Origin of the sequence: Streptomyces sp. HUAS 31 (assembly GCF_028198125.1) — a bacterium.
Lineage (GTDB): Bacteria > Actinomycetota > Actinomycetes > Streptomycetales > Streptomycetaceae > Streptomyces > Streptomyces chartreusis.
Map to the genome: position 1 here is coordinate 2291396 of NZ_CP116353.1, position 14257 is coordinate 2305652.

15 protein-coding genes are annotated in these 14257 nt (G+C 69.4%); 7 read left to right on the top strand and 8 right to left on the bottom strand.

Translation table 11 applies throughout. From position 1 onward, the window contains the following. Positions 1–66: 66 nt before the first annotated feature. The 6 genes from PGH47_RS10070 to PGH47_RS10095 form a co-directional block, all read right to left on the bottom strand. Positions 67–672, bottom strand: a complete 606-nt coding sequence (locus PGH47_RS10070) for a TIGR03086 family metal-binding protein (protein WP_271663132.1) — start codon at positions 670–672, stop codon at positions 67–69. Positions 673–829: 157 nt separating this feature from the next. Then, a complete protein-coding gene (locus PGH47_RS10075; RefSeq protein ID WP_271663133.1) occupies positions 830–1297 on the bottom strand; it encodes a DUF6010 family protein in 468 nt (155 codons plus the stop codon). A 174-nt stretch (positions 1298–1471) separates the two neighbouring features. Then, positions 1472–2107 carry a hypothetical protein gene (locus PGH47_RS10080; RefSeq protein WP_271663134.1) on the bottom strand — a complete coding sequence of 212 codons (636 nt, stop codon included), beginning with the start codon at positions 2105–2107 and terminating at the stop codon, positions 1472–1474. Beyond that, positions 2104–2826 carry a hypothetical protein gene (locus tag PGH47_RS10085; RefSeq protein ID WP_271663135.1) on the bottom strand — a complete coding sequence of 241 codons (723 nt, stop codon included), beginning with the start codon at positions 2824–2826 and terminating at the stop codon, positions 2104–2106. The genes PGH47_RS10080 and PGH47_RS10085 overlap by 4 nt, the downstream gene beginning before the upstream one ends. Continuing rightward, complete coding sequence (locus tag PGH47_RS10090) at positions 2823–4088, bottom strand: putative T7SS-secreted protein (protein WP_271663136.1); 1266 nt, start codon at positions 4086–4088, stop codon at positions 2823–2825. The genes PGH47_RS10085 and PGH47_RS10090 overlap by 4 nt, the downstream gene beginning before the upstream one ends. Continuing rightward, positions 4088–4408, bottom strand: a complete 321-nt coding sequence (locus PGH47_RS10095) for a hypothetical protein (RefSeq protein ID WP_271663137.1) — start codon at positions 4406–4408, stop codon at positions 4088–4090. The genes PGH47_RS10090 and PGH47_RS10095 overlap by 1 nt, the downstream gene beginning before the upstream one ends. Positions 4409–4681: 273 nt before the next feature. Here PGH47_RS10095 and PGH47_RS10100 point away from each other — a divergent pair, with 273 nt between their 5' ends. Continuing rightward, on the top strand, positions 4682–5920 hold the full coding sequence (locus PGH47_RS10100) for an MFS transporter (RefSeq protein ID WP_271663138.1): 1239 nt from the start codon (positions 4682–4684) through the stop codon (positions 5918–5920). Here PGH47_RS10100 and PGH47_RS10105 read toward each other — a convergent pair. Both PGH47_RS10105 and PGH47_RS10110 read right to left on the bottom strand, forming a co-directional pair. Continuing rightward, positions 5857–7020, bottom strand: a complete 1164-nt coding sequence (locus tag PGH47_RS10105) for a hypothetical protein (protein ID WP_271663139.1) — start codon at positions 7018–7020, stop codon at positions 5857–5859. The genes PGH47_RS10100 and PGH47_RS10105 overlap by 64 nt on opposite strands. Continuing rightward, positions 7017–7970 carry a 5-dehydro-4-deoxyglucarate dehydratase gene (locus PGH47_RS10110; RefSeq protein ID WP_271663140.1) on the bottom strand — a complete coding sequence of 318 codons (954 nt, stop codon included), beginning with the start codon at positions 7968–7970 and terminating at the stop codon, positions 7017–7019. The genes PGH47_RS10105 and PGH47_RS10110 overlap by 4 nt, the downstream gene beginning before the upstream one ends. A 174-nt stretch (positions 7971–8144) precedes the next feature. Here PGH47_RS10110 and PGH47_RS10115 point away from each other — a divergent pair, with 174 nt between their 5' ends. From PGH47_RS10115 to PGH47_RS10140, 6 genes are all read left to right on the top strand, one after another. Further along, positions 8145–8954 (top strand): NAD-dependent epimerase/dehydratase family protein, encoded by an 810-nt coding sequence (locus PGH47_RS10115; protein ID WP_271663141.1) that lies wholly within the window; start codon positions 8145–8147, stop codon positions 8952–8954. Between the two features lie 261 nt (positions 8955–9215). Continuing rightward, positions 9216–9986 (top strand): DeoR/GlpR family DNA-binding transcription regulator, encoded by a 771-nt coding sequence (locus tag PGH47_RS10120; protein WP_030952724.1) that lies wholly within the window; start codon positions 9216–9218, stop codon positions 9984–9986. Between the two features lie 119 nt (positions 9987–10105). Further along, the gene (locus PGH47_RS10125) at positions 10106–11476 is read left to right on the top strand and encodes an ABC transporter substrate-binding protein (protein WP_271663142.1); all 1371 of its coding nucleotides are present in this window, start codon (positions 10106–10108) and stop codon (positions 11474–11476) included. Further along, positions 11473–12411 (top strand): carbohydrate ABC transporter permease, encoded by a 939-nt coding sequence (locus PGH47_RS10130; protein WP_271663143.1) that lies wholly within the window; start codon positions 11473–11475, stop codon positions 12409–12411. Before PGH47_RS10125 ends, PGH47_RS10130 begins: the two co-directional genes overlap by 4 nt. After that, the gene (locus PGH47_RS10135; RefSeq protein ID WP_107907222.1) at positions 12408–13256 is read left to right on the top strand and encodes a carbohydrate ABC transporter permease; all 849 of its coding nucleotides are present in this window, start codon (positions 12408–12410) and stop codon (positions 13254–13256) included. The genes PGH47_RS10130 and PGH47_RS10135 overlap by 4 nt, the downstream gene beginning before the upstream one ends. Continuing rightward, positions 13253–14242: a zinc-dependent alcohol dehydrogenase family protein gene (locus PGH47_RS10140; RefSeq protein WP_271663144.1), complete on the top strand. Its 990-nt coding sequence runs from the start codon at positions 13253–13255 to the stop codon at positions 14240–14242. The genes PGH47_RS10135 and PGH47_RS10140 overlap by 4 nt, the downstream gene beginning before the upstream one ends. Positions 14243–14257: the final 15 nt, after the last annotated feature.

Genomic DNA, 14257 nt, shown 5'->3' on the forward strand with positions numbered 1-14257 from the left:
CCCACCTCCTGCTCCCGCAGGGTGGTTGTAGCAGGTCGAGGGAGGGCCCCGTGCTCAATTCCCTTCCTACGCCCCCTGCCTAAGCCCCTGCTTCCAGCCCGGATCCCGCCCGCTGAGCCCCACCGCGCGGTCCAGCAGGGGTGCCTCGTCCGGCACCGGGACGACCGGGCCGAAGATGCCGCCGCCTCGGTCGCCGGCGTCGGCCGCGGCGCGCAGGAAGTCGTGGGACATCCGGAGGGCGGCCGGGTCCGGGGTGTACGGCTGGCCCGTGGCAACGGCCAGGTCCCAGGCGTGGATCACCAGCTCGTCCACGGCCACCGCGCCGGCGACCGCACCGGGCAGGTCGACGCCGCCCGCGCGGGTCATGCCGGTCCACGCGTCCGGGGCGCGCCACACCTCCCCCAGTTCGTCGAGCACCTTGGGCAGCTCCTCGCGCCAGCCCGGGCCGACGTCCGGGACGGTCGAGCCCGGGTCGGTGTCGGTCGTGGGGCCGAGCTCCTTGCGGGCGGCGTCACGGAAGGCGACGGACAGGCCGAGCAGGTGGCCCAGCAGATTGCGCACAGCCATCTCGGGGCAGGGCGTCGGCGCCGAGAGCTGCTCGTCGGTGACGGCCTCGGCGAGACGGGCGACGACAAGGGTCTGCGGTCCGAGGTCGATGGTCGGGTCGGTCATGGGCGGGCTCCTCACAGATCTGTTCCTGAGAGGTGGACCGACCGGGGCGGCGAAACTCATCGCCGATGGAAAGGTGATCCGACGCCGATGTCCGGGCTACCGCTCCGACCTGCGGCCCCGGGCGCCGATGTCCGGGCGGCCCGTCCCGCCTGCCGCCCTAGGCGCCGGACAACCCGGCGTCCGGCTCGGCCGCCCGCCCTGTCTCCCCCGCCACCGCACCCTTCCGCTCCCTGGCCCGCCGCACCCACGCCACCAGCTCCTTCGGCGTCCTCCCGCCCGCGAAGCACCACAGTGCGATCACCGGGTCACAGATCGCGCACCCCAGTGACGAGGTGTGGGCGAAGGGGATGATCGGGTTTCCCTTGATGTGGTGGACGATGTCCCACCCGGTGTGCAACAGCCAGGCGACACCGATGAAGCTCCACGAATCCAGGCCGCGGTAGGCGACGTAAGTGAGCACCGCGGTGAACGCGAATTCCCAGCCGCCGAGACCGCCTCCGCTCAGATAGGCGGCGCCCGCTCCGGCGACCATGACCGCGTTGAAACGCCGCCGGTGCGGCTCGCGGATGAGGGACATCACAAGGGCGTAGAGCAGACCGACGCCGATGGGCGCGACGTATTGCATGGGAAGTGCCTTTTCCGGCCGATGACTTGGACGGATCACCACGCTATGACCGGGACCCCGTCCGCCCCAGTGGCTGAATCGACACCTTCCAACGGATTCCCGCCGAGGAATCTCTCGGACCGTCGCAGGCAGCGCGGGTTCCCTGGACGTCTTTTCCGAGTACAGCCGGAGGCCTCAGTTACCCAATCCGGCCATCGGGTTGGGCTCCTTCTCCAGCAGACGGGAGATTCCGGCTTGCTCAGCCCTGGCTCGGCGTTCCGGGTCGGCCTGGGCACGTTCCGAGGCGAACTTCTCCCAACCCGTGGGCTGCAGGAAGAACAAGTCGCCCGTGCCGGCAAGGATCATGACTCCACCGAACGCGGAATCACCGGCGAACCAGGCGTCCCCGCCCTCCGCGCCCTCGGGCCACCGGCGTATCGTCGATGCGCTCACAGCCCGCATGGAGGGTGCGCCGTGCTGACCTCGCACCGAGAGCTTGACGGTGTGGACATCACCGAGGAGCAACCGCTGCGACTGCTTCTTGACCACCCGGGAGCGGTACTCCAGCGGATAGGTACGCAGCACCTTTTCACATACCTTGAGCCGTCGCCCGAGACCTACCCGGAGATAGAGAAACAGCAGGAGGAACAGACCGGGGAGAATCGGTAGCACGGTGAGAGTGGAGACGGAGACGCCGGCAGACTCCAACGCGAACGGGAGACCGACGAGGGCAGCGCCAAGAGCGAATCGAACCGAGACGTGCCTGACCATGACCATTCTGTTGTGCCGGAGAACCTGGTCCACATCCGGCGGCACGGATGCCTGAGTCATCCGAAGTCACTCCTTATCGCCGCTGCGACAGAACCAGGTTCGGATGTCCCGCCCTGACTGCTGCCTTCATCCGGCTCATTCGGATCGGTGAAGGAGAAGGTGTGCGCAATACCCAGAAGAATGTCCCGATAGGTATCTCCGAACTCCACGGCTGGCGTCGCTATCTGGATCATGATGACTTCCGATCCACGCCCGGCGATGCCGACGGTGCCCTGCCAGACTTCTTCCGTGGGCGGATCGGCGCTGTCAGCCGCTGGTTGTCGGCCCGGTGCGGCCATCTTCCGCTTCTCCTCGGACAGGTAACCGAGTCCGCTGGGCAGTTCCAGCGGGATCACTCCTGGACCAGCTGAGCCTTCTGCGGCTGCGGCCAGACCTGCCACCGCCAGTTTTGCGTTGCCGGGAGTCGTGACAGTGGAGAAGGTGAGGACGGAGAAGACCGGGCCGCCTTCTTCGTCCGGGTGCATGCCGAACAGGCAAGCCAGCACCCCCTCGGCATTCATGGAGGTGACGATACCGGCGTAGAACCTCAGCACGCGCTCGGCCTGATCGCGCCGATCGCCCGGCAGCGAACGAACATGCGCGATCAGGGCTTGGATCTGCTCGACAGGGGGGTCCAGGTCGAGTGGGACGTAGCCGTGGGGGATCAAGTACCAGTAGTCGGGTTTGGGCTCGCTCGTGCCGACGGTGCTCTTCGGCGAGTTCCCGCGGTCGGCCGTCACAGCAGCCCTCGCAGACGGGCGATCCCGTAAGCGCCCACGCCGGCTTTGGTGTCTTCCGCGGCGTTGTGCGACGCGCCTTCGTCCGGTAGGTGACCCACTTCTTCCATCGAGGTCACCAGGTTCGCAGCGACGTTGAGGCCGTTGGCCGTCAGGTCGCCCATGAGTTGAGCAGAACCCTTGAAGCTCTGGCCGGCAGCCTCCCACATGCCATACGAGCCTTCGCGCGCCGCGTTCCTGTAGAGCCCGCCGAACTCCCTGCCGAACTCGACGGTCTTCTCCCAGCGACTGACCTGTACACCCATTTCGCCCGCCATCTGCAGGCCGTCGCGCAGCTCCTTGCCCGCCATGCCGACCAAGCGCGCACCCGGCACCATCCCCAGAATGTCGCCGCCCACGGAGGCCCATGCGGAGAACATGTCCATTCCGCCGTCCTGGCCGATCAGATCCCCAAGGAAGTCCGCGTCGCTGAGGTTCTTGTACATGGACAGGGCGCTCGCGCCAATGGCGATGCCGGCAAACAGGGGAGCGAACGGGGTGGGCAGCAGAGCGAGGAGACCGGCAACGGCGCCGATTGTTCCCGCATGCGTCTTGAGGAACTCCCAGACACCTGAGATGACGTCGCCGACCTTGTCCCAGAAGCCCGGCTCGTCGGGGGCGGCCTTCGTCGAGCCGTCGAGGGCCTTGGCAATGGTCTCGGCCTCGCTGGTGTGCTCGGCCTCAAGCACCTTGATCTTGCCGTCGAGGGACTCGTACTCACCGTTCGCTTTGGTGAGCGCCATGCTCGCCTCGTTCAACTCCCGCTCGGCGGAACGCAGTCGAGCGGTCGCGGCGTCGGCCTCCTCCTGTGAGGGAAAGGTCTGGTTCGCCAGTTTGAGGTCGGGATGCTGGGCAGCCTGGTCGTACGAGTTCTTGGCCTTGTCGGCTGCCGCCTTCTTCTCGGCCATGGCGGCGTCGTATTTCTTGGCCAGTTCTCGATTGGAGGTCAGGTGCCCGTCCCACTGATGCAAATGGGTCGCGGCGGCGCGCAAAGAGGAAGCAGCATCTTTGATGTACTTCGGGAGGTCACCGTCGAGGGTATCGCGGAACTTCTCCGCCGCGTCGCCTTCCCAGTAGCTGCTCTCGCCGGTCAGCTTCGTCAGCTGTCGATGGGTGTTCTCCAGCGCCGCCGCAGCTGCCGCCACCTTCTGCTGGAGCTTCATGACCTCGGTTGGAATGCCCGGAACGGGGTTCCAGCCGATGTTGGGGTACGGGTTCGCGGCCACTACTTACCGCCCCCCGAGGTGCTCGTGTCCGCGATCTGCTTGAGAGCCTTCTCCAGGGCTTCCTCGACCTCTTGATAGCCCTTCTTGTTGGACTGGACGCCCTCTTTGATCGCGTCGATCATTTCCTTGGTCTTGTCGGACCCGTACTTCCACTCTTTCTGGAACTTGTCACAGGCCTCGTCGAGCCGAGCGGTGCCGATCTGGTCGGCTCGCACGTGATCGAGGGCCGATCGGGCCTCATTCAGCTCATCGACGCATCTCTCCAGATTCGTCAGGAACTGCTCGAGCTGCCCGATGTCCGTCTTGAAGTGGTCCCCCATGGGCCGGATACTTCCCCTTCGGCTCTGGATGCGTCGGGCCCGGCCGACCTCGGCTGATCGCCAGGCCTCCTCGGCACCATACATGCACTTGCTAGGAGCCCTGGAGGCGGCCCAACAGCCCTTGGACAAGCGCCGACTTGCATAACGTCGCCAGATTCACAGCACCCATCACCGGGGACTGGGCCCTCATGGCCGTTACACCTGATTGGGGCGACTGCTGTAGGGCACTTGCCCGATCCCCAAGCCCCCGCCTTAGCCGCACAGTGGCCCGACATGACGACCACCATCACCAGCGCACTCCCACCCGTCCTGCGCGACCGCAACTCCGGTCTCTATCTCGCCGGAGTCGTGGTGTCCGGCTTCGGGACCTCGGCGTTGTGGCTGGTGTCCGGCGTATGGGTGAAGGACCTCACCGGCTCCGACGGTCTGGCCGCGCTGTGCATGCTCGCCATGTGGGCGCCCACCCTGGCCGGCCCGCTGCTCGGCACGATCGCCGACCGCACCCGCCGCAAGCCCCTGCTGCTCGGCGTGAACCTGCTCCTGGCCGCGCTGCTGCCCACCCTCTTCGCGGTCGGCTCGGCGGACCGGGTCTGGCTTGTGTTCGCGGTCCTGTTCGTCTACGGCGCCGCGGGCGTCGTCCATGACGCCGCCGAGTCCGCCCTGGTCGCGAGCGCCGTCCCCGCACCCCTGCTCGGCGACTTCAACGGACTGCGGATGACGGCCAACGAGGGCATGAAACTCCTCGCCCCGCTGGCCGGCGCCGGCCTCTACGCCGCGTACGGCGGCCCGAGCGTCGCCCTGCTCGACGCGGTCACGTTCGTGCTCGCCACCGGCCTGTACGCCTGTCTGCGCGTGAGCGAGAACAGGCCCGAGCCCCCGGCGGACGGCTGGCGCAAGCAGACCTCCGAGGGCGCCCGGTACCTGTGGACGCACCCCGTGCTGCGCCCGCTCGTCCTGGCCGGCGGCACCACCATGCTGTTCGCCGGGCTCAGCGGGGCACTGCTCTACGCCGTCATCGACGGGCTCGGGCACGCCCCCACGTACGCCGGTGTGCTGTACGCCGCCCAGGGCGCCGGTTCGGTGGCGATCGGGCTGCTGTCGGGGCCGGCCTTGCGCCGCCTCGGCGAGCGCCGTTTCGCCGGGTACGGCATCGCCCTCACGGCCGTCGCGGTCGGCCTGCGCGCGATCCCGTCCGACCCGGTGGCCCTGGTGTGCAGCGCGGCGATCGGCGCCGGACTGCCCTGCGTCCTGATCGCCGCGCTCACTGCCGTGCAGCGCGAGACACCGGACGCGCTGCTCGGACGTACGACCGCGACGGCCAACACGCTCGTGTTCACGCCGAACGTGATCGGGCTGGCGGCCGGCGCGGCCCTGGTCGAACTGCTCGACGTACGGCTGGTGTTGGCCGTCCTCGGCATGCTGTGGTTGTCGAGCGCCGTACCGCTGCTTCAGAGCGCGGCGAGGCCCTCCCGTACCGCGTCCAGGTCGCCGTCCGACGCCAACCCCGCGTGATAGAGCCGGATCTGGGTCGCGCCCAGCTCACGCGCGCGTGCCGCGTCCTCGGCGAGCGTGCCGGGGCTGCCGCCCATCCCGGAGACCACGCCGAGGTTGGCGGCGAGGACCGCGTCCGGGCGCCCCTGTTCGGCGAACGGCGTGAGCAGGGCGGGCCCGCCGGCGCAGGGCACGACCACGCCGTCCGCGACGGACAGGATGTGCGCGGGGTCGACGCCGGCGTTGGCGCCGACGTGGTGGGTCACGGGGTCGGCGTGCAGCAGGACCTGGAAGCCGTCGGGGGCGGCATCACGGACCGCGCGGACGGCCGCCTCCTGGAGCGTGCGGGCCCTCTCGTCCCGCCACGCGCGCGTGGCGGCCGCCGTCCGCACGCCCAGCAGCTTCTCGACCCCGGCCCAGCCCCCGTCGTCCGGAGCGCCCTGCCACAGGGGCTCCAGGGCGTCCCGTACCGAGGCCGCCAGTTCGCCCGCGTCCAGACCTTGGGCACCGTAGCCCTCCTTGCAGACCGGGCAGAAGCAGAGCGCCATCAGGTAGTGCCCGGCGTCGCCGAGCGTGACCCCGGCGGTCTTGTCGTGGGCGTGCAGATGCTGCAGCCCGTACCAGCCGAGGGACTCCAGCTCGGTGCCGCGCGCCCCGGGCCGTACCGCGGCCTCGGCGGCGAGGTCGACGAGGTACGCGCGCGTGGCGGGCTGCGCGATGCAGGGGGCCCACGGGTAGCGGTCGCCGTAGGCGTTGACGACACAGGTGTCCGGATGGTCGGCGCCCATACGGGAGTTGTGCGCGAGGACCACCCACGTGTGCACCTGAAGACCGGCTTCCGTGAGCGCGGCGGCAGCCTCGCCGAAGGCGTCGCCGGGCGCCCAGTCCCCGGCCGGGTACGGGCGCAGTGTCCGCCCCTCCCACCGGCCGTCCATCGGGTAGAGCACGGCCGCGTGCTCGGCGGTGACGATGCGGTGGCGCGGGTGGCGGGGGGTCAGGGCGCGGGTGGAGTGGTAGGCGGAGGCGAGCGTCACCTGGCCCACTCCGAGGGCGGCGATCCTCCCGGGTGCCTCTGGATCTCCGTTGACGTCCCAGGGGTAGACGAATGCCGACGCCTTCACTTGGTCTCCTCCGGATCCTGCTCCAGCAGCGCGTGACCGCGCTCGATCACCTGCGCGAGCTGCTTGACATGATCCTCACCCGGCTCGTGCAGCGGGGGCCGGACCTCCCCCACGTCCAGACCGCGCAGCCGTACGCCCGCCTTGACCAGCGCGACGGCGTATCCCCGGCCCTGGGCGCGCAGTTCGACGAACGGCCGGTAGAAGCCGTCCAGGAGGCGGTGCACGGTCGTGTCGTCGCCCGCTTCGAGCGCCCGGTAGAAGGCGAGGGCGATCTCCGGGGCGAAGCAGAACACCGCGGAGGAGTACAGCGTGACGCCGAGGGCGCGGTAGGCGACCTGTGTCTGTTCGGCGGTCGGCAGTCCGTTGAAGTAGAGGAACTCGCCGGGGAAGTCGGTGCGTACGGCGCTGATGATGCGCTGCATGAGGTCCAGGTCGCCGAGGCCGTCCTTGAGGCCGATGACACCCTCCGTGCGGGCCAGTTCGACGACGGTCTCCGGGGTGAACACGGCGTTGTCGCGCTGGTAGACGATCACGGGCAGCCCGGTCGCCGCGGCGACCTCCCGGTAGTGCCGCAGCAGCCCCTCCTGTCCGGCGACCACGAGATACGGCGGCATGGCGAGCAGTCCGTCCGCGCCGGCGCCCTCGGCGAGGCGCGCGTACCGCACGGCGAGTGCGGTGCCGTACCCGGCGCCGGCGACGACCGGCACGCGGCCCTGCGCCGCCTCGACGGCCGCCCGCACGCACGCCTCGTACTCCTCGGGCGTGAGGGCGTGGAACTCGCCGGTGCCGCAGCAGGCGAACACGGCGGCGGCCCCGGCCTCGACGCCGCGGCGCACATGGGTGCGGTAGGTGTCGAGGTCGACCGAGCCGTCGGGGCCATAGGCGGTGACGGGGAAGAACAACGGCCCGCCGGGGATGCTCAGGCGTGCGGCGAGAGGGGCTGGCATCACGGGCTCTCCCTAGATAGGACGAGGACGACCACAAACAGGATCCTGATCAGAGTTTACGTTTATGAACGCGAGCCGCACCACCCTTGACGGGTAAGGTCGTTGATCCTTAGCTTGTCCATGAATGTGAATACCGTGCGCGCATGCATACGGCCCTGGACTCAAGGAGAACCGAGGATGCCAGCCCCCCGCACCGTTCTGCTCACCGGCGCCGCCGGCGGCCTCGGTACCCTGATGCGGGACCTGCTCCCGGCGTACGGCTACGAGCTGCGGCTGCTCGACCTGCGCCCCGTGGAGGGCGCGCCGGACGCGATCGTCGCCGACCTCGCCGACCGGGACGCGCTGCGCGAGGCCGTGCGGGGCGTCGACGCGATCATCCACCTCGCCGGCATCTCCCTGGAAGCCCCGTTCGAGAAGATCCTGCGGGCGAACATCGAGGGCACCTACAACCTGTACGAGGCCGCCCGCCAGGAGGGCGTGGAGCGGATCGTCTTCGCCTCCTCCAACCACGCGGTCGGCTTCACCCCCCGTCCCAAGGGCGACGACCCCCTCATCCCCATCGACACCCCGCGCCGCCCCGACACCTTCTACGGCCTGTCCAAGTCCTTCGGCGAGGACCTCGCCCAGTTCTACTGGGACAAGCACGACCTGGAGACGGTGTCCGTGCGCATCGGCTCCTGCTTCCCCGAGCCGACCAGCGTGCGCATGCTCTCGGTGTGGATGAGCCCGGCGGACGGCGCCCGCCTCCTGCACGCGGCCCTGACCGCCGAGAACGTCGGGCACACGGTCGTCCACGGCTCCTCCGCGAACACCCGCCTGTGGTGGGACCTGACCTCCGCCCGCTCCCTCGGCTACGACCCCCAGGACGACTCCGAGCCGTACGCCGAGAAGCTGATCGCCGAGCAGGGCGAGCTCGACCCGGAGAACATCGCGCACGCCTACCTGGGCGGTCACTTCGTGAGCGACCCGCCGATCTGGCCGTACTGACCGAAACGAAGTGCGGCAAAAGGGCGGGCGGGCACCGAACGGGCCCGCCCGCCCCCGTATTCGGGCACCGTAGGCGCCCGATCTCACCTGCCACACCACAACCACGCAGGTCCGAGACGGGCACACCGCACGGTGAACGGGCACACACGGGCAGCATCGAACCTGCAACAGACCTGGTCAGTGCCGGACACCCCCTGTAGAACTTCCCCCATGGGTCCCACCGGGCCCGAACGGGCAGCGAAGCGGAAGGCAGGTGTCGGCATGAGCACGAGAACGGCGGAAGAACGCCAACGCGAGATCGTGCTGGCCGCACGCCGTGACGGCTCGGTCGACGTCACCGCGCTCGCCGACGAGCTCGGCGTGGCGAAGGAGACCGTACGGCGGGATCTGCGCGTCCTGGAGGACCACGGACTGCTCCGCCGTACCCATGGCGGCGCCTACCCCGTGGAGAGCGCCGGCTTCGAGACGACGCTCGCCTTCCGCGCCACCAGCCACGTCCCCGAGAAGCGCCGGATCGCGACCGCCGCGGCCGAGCTGCTCGGGGACGCCGAGACGGTCTTCGTCGACGAGGGCTTCACCCCCCAGCTCATCGCCGAGGCCCTGCCCCTGGACCGGCCGCTGACCGTGGTCACCGCGTCCCTGCCGGTCGCGGGCGCGCTCGCCGAGTCCGAGAACGCCTCCGTGCTGCTGCTCGGCGGCCGGGTACGCTCCGGCACCCTGGCCACCGTCGACCACTGGACGACCAAGATGCTGGCCGGCTTCGTCATCGACCTCGCGTTCATCGGCGCCAACGGCATCTCCCGCGAGCACGGCCTGACCACCCCCGACCCGGCCGTCAGCGAGGTCAAGGCGCAGGCCATCCGGGCCGCCCGCCGCACGGTCTTCGCGGGCGTGCACACCAAGTTCGGCGCCGTCAGCTTCTGCCGGTTCGCGGAGATCGGCACGCTGGAGACGATCGTGACGAGCACGCTGCTGCCGGCGGCCGAGGCGCACCGCTACTCACTCCTGGGACCCCAGGTCATCCGCGTCTGAACGGCGAACCCACTCCCCCGGGGGCACGCCCACACCCCCGCATGCCCTTTATCTCCTCGTACATCCCCTCCCCATATCTCTTCTTTCCCTTCATCCCCCCATACGTCCAGGAGCGATCCATGCGAACCCAGAGCCGTCGACGGCCCAAGCGAGCCACGCTCGCCACGGCCGCCGCAGGGACGCTGCTCGCCCCGCTGCTCTCCGGCTGCTGGGTCGGCGCCGGCGGGGCGGGGTCGGGCGGCAACTCGATCAACGTCCTCATGGTCAACAACCCCCAGATGACCGAGCTGCAAAAGCTCGCCCCCCGCTTCACCGAAGAGACCGGCATCAAGGTCAACTTCACCGTCCTGCCCGAGAACGACGTCCGCGACAAGATCAGCCAGGACTTCGCCAACCAGGCGGGCCAGTACGACGTCGCCACCCTCTCCAACTACGAGATACCGATCTACGCCCGCAACGGCTGGCTCCAGGAGATGAACTCCTACGTCGCGAAGGACCCCGGCTACGACGAGCAGGACGTCCTGGGGCCGATGCGCCAGTCCCTCACCGGCGACGACGGCAAGCTCTACGGCCAGCCCTTCTACGGCGAGTCGTCCTTCCTGATGTACCGCAAGGACGTCTTCGAGAAGGAGGGCCTGAAGATGCCCGCCCACCCCACCTGGCAGCAGGTCGCGGACCTCGCGGCGCAGGTGGACGGCGCCGAGCCGGGCATGAAGGGCATCTGCCTGCGCGGCCTGCCCGGCTGGGGCGAGGTGATGGCCCCGCTCACCACCGTCGTCAACACCTTCGGCGGCACCTGGTTCGACAAGGACTGGTCGGCCCGCCTGAACTCCCCCGAGTGGGAGAAGGCGACGAAGTTCTATGTCGACCTGGTCCGCGAGCACGGTGAGTCGGGAGCCGCCCAGTCCGGCTTCGCCGAGTGCCTGAACAACATGACCCAGGGCAAGGTCGCCATGTGGTACGACGCCACCTCCGCGGCGGGTTCACTGGAGGCGGCCAACAGCCCGGTCAAGGACAAGGTGGGCTACGCGCCCGCCCCCGTCGAGAAGACCGAGTCCTCCGGCTGGCTCTACACCTGGGCCTGGGGCATCCAGCAGGCGTCCCGCAACCCCGACAAGGCCTGGAAGTTCGTCTCCTGGGCGTCCGGCAAGCAGTACGAGCAGCTGGTCGGCGACGAGATCGGCTGGTCCAACGTCCCGGCCGGCAAACGCGCCTCCACCTACGCCAACCCCGCGTACCGCGAAGAGGCGGCGGCCTTCCAGGAGATGACGAAGGAAGCCATCGAGGGCGCCCGCCCGAACGACCCCGGTGTACAGGCGCGCCCCGCGCCCGGCATCCAGTTCGTCGGCATCCCCGAGTTCACCGACCTCGGCACCAAGGTCTCCCAGGAGATCAGCGCGGCCATCGCCGGACGCCAGTCCGTCGAGTCGGCCCTGAAGAAGTCCCAGCAGCTCGCCGACGAGATCTCCGAGGAGTACGAGGGGCGATGACAGCGACGACAACGGCCCCCGTGGCCACGACTCCCGTGCCGGCCACCCGGCCGCCCTCCGCCCGGCTGCGCGCCTGGGCGACCCGGGCGCCCCTGCTGCCCGCGCTGATCTTCATGATCGCGGTGACCCAGCTGCCGTTCGTGGCCACGCTGGTGATCTCCTTCTTCGACTGGAACTCCCTCTACCCCGACGCCCGGCACTTCGCCGGCCTGGACAACTACCAGGAAGTCCTCACCGACGCCGACCTGCGCCAGTCGGTGTGGACGACCGTGCTCCTGACGGTCGCGGTGGTGCTGGCCAGCCTGATCCTCGGCCTGGTGCTCGCCCTGCTGCTGGACCGAAAGTTCAAGGGCCGCGGAGTGGTCCGCACGCTGCTGATCGCCCCGTTCCTGGTGGTGCCGGTGGCGGCGGCCCTGCTCTGGAAGCATGTGCTCTACAACCCTGAGTACGGCCTGTTCAATGGGTTGTTGCACTATGTGGGCGGCCCACAGCCGGACTGGATCTCCAACACCCCGCTGCTCGCGGTGGAGGCCTCCCTGGTGTGGCAGTGGACGCCGTTCATGATGCTGATCCTGCTGGCCGGCCTCCAGAGCCGCGACCACGAGCAGATCGAGGCGGCCCGCGTCGACGGCGCGAGCGACTGGCAGATCTTCCGCCACCTCACGCTGCCGCACCTGCGCCGCTACCTCGAACTCGGCGCCCTGCTCGGCTCGATCTACATCGTCCAGAACTTCGACGCGGTCTTCACGATCACGTCCGGGGGCCTCGGCACCGCCAACCTCCCCTACACCGTCTACCAGAGCTTCTACCAGGCCCATGAGAACGGCCTCGCCTCGGCCGCGGGCGTCCTGGTGGTCATCGGCTCGATCATCATCGCGACCTTCGCGCTGCGCGTGGTGTCGTCCCTGTTCCGCGAGGAGGTGTCGCGCGCATGAGTGACGTGGCCGTACGACTTCGCAGCCGCCGCAAGGGAGCCGGCCTCGGCCTGGTGGCCTGGCTGCTCGGCATCGTGTTCTTCCTGCCCATCGCGTGGATGGCGCTGACGTCCTTCCACTCCGAGCAGGACGCGGCGACCAACCCGCCGTCCTTCGCCGCGTCACTGACGCTGGACGGCTACCGCGAGTTCTTCGGCGCGGGCGGCGGCGCGAGCCCCTGGCCGGCGCTGATCAACTCGACGGTGGCCTCGCTCGCCTCGACGCTGTTCGTCCTGGTGCTCGCCCTCCCGGCGGCCTACGCCCTGTCGATCCGCCCGGTGAAGAAGTGGACCGACGTCCTGTTCTTCTTCCTGTCGACGAAGATGCTGCCGGCCGTGGCGGGCCTGCTGCCGCTGTACCTGTTCGCGAAGAACACGGACATGCTCGACAACATCTGGCTGCTGGTCATCCTCTACACCTCCATGAACCTGCCGATCGCGGTGTGGATGATGCACTCCTTCCTCGCCGAGATCCCGGTCGCGATCATCGAGGCGGCACGGGTGGACGGCGCGAGGCTGCCGACGATCCTCACGCGCGTGGTGGCCCCCATCGCGCTGCCCGGCATCGCCGCGACCTCCCTGATCTGCTTCATCTTCAGCTGGAACGAGCTGTTGTTCGCCCGAGTCCTGACCGGCGTGGTGGCCGAGACCGCGCCCGTCTTCCTGACCGGCTTCATCACCAGCCAGGGCCTGTTCCTGGCGAAGGTGTGCGCCGCGTCGCTCGTCATCTCCCTGCCGGTGCTCGCCGCGGGGTTCGCCGCCCAGGACAAGCTGGTCCAGGGCCTGTCGTTGGGAGCAGTGAAATGAAGGCCGCCGTCATCGAGTCCGTGGGCAGGGCCGTCGTCGCCGAGGTCCCGGACCCGACGCCAGGGCCGCGCGAGGTCGTCGTCGAGGTGGCGGCCTGCGGGCTGTGCGGCACCGATCTGCACATCCTCCAGGGCGAGTTCGCACCCAAGCTGCCGATCGTGCCCGGACACGAGTTCGCCGGCGAGGTGGTCGGGGTCGGCACCCAGGTCACCGAGGTGGCGGTCGGCGACCGGGTCGCGGTCGACCCGTCCCTGTACTGCTTCGAGTGCCGCTACTGCCGTACGGGCCACAACAACCTCTGCGAGCGCTGGGCGGCGATCGGCGTGACCACGGCCGGTGGCGCGGCGCAGTTCGCCGTCGCCCCGGTGGCGAACTGCGTGAAGCTCCCAGAGCACGTCCGCACCCAGGACGCGGCCCTGGTGGAGCCCCTGTCCTGCGCGGTGCGCGGCTACGACGTCCTGCAGTCCCGCCTCGGCGCCCACGTCCTGATCTACGGCTCCGGCACGATGGGTCTGATGATGCTGGAGCTCGCCAAGCGGACCGGCGCGGCCAGCGTCGACGTCGTGGACATCAACGCGCAGCGCCTGGAGACGGCCCGCCGCCTCGGCGTCTCGGCGTCGGCGGCGAACCCGGACGAGCTGGACCGCCCGCAGGGCTGGGACCTGGTGGTGGACGCCACCGGCAACGCCGCGGCGATCCAGGACGGCCTGGACCGGGTGGCGAAAGCGGGAACGTTCCTTCAGTTCGGTGTGGCGGACTACGCGACGCGGGTGAGCATCGACCCGTACCGCATCTACAACCAGGAGATCACCATCACCGGCTCGATGGCCGTCCTGCACAGCTTCGAGCGGGCGGCGGAGCTGTTCGCGAACGGGGTCCTCGACCCGGAGGTCTTCATCAGCGACCGCATCCCGCTGGGGCAGTATCCGCAGGCCCTGGAGCAGTTCGCGTCCGGCGTGGGCCGCAAGATCGTGGTCGTGCCGTAGGCCGGCGGGCGGGGA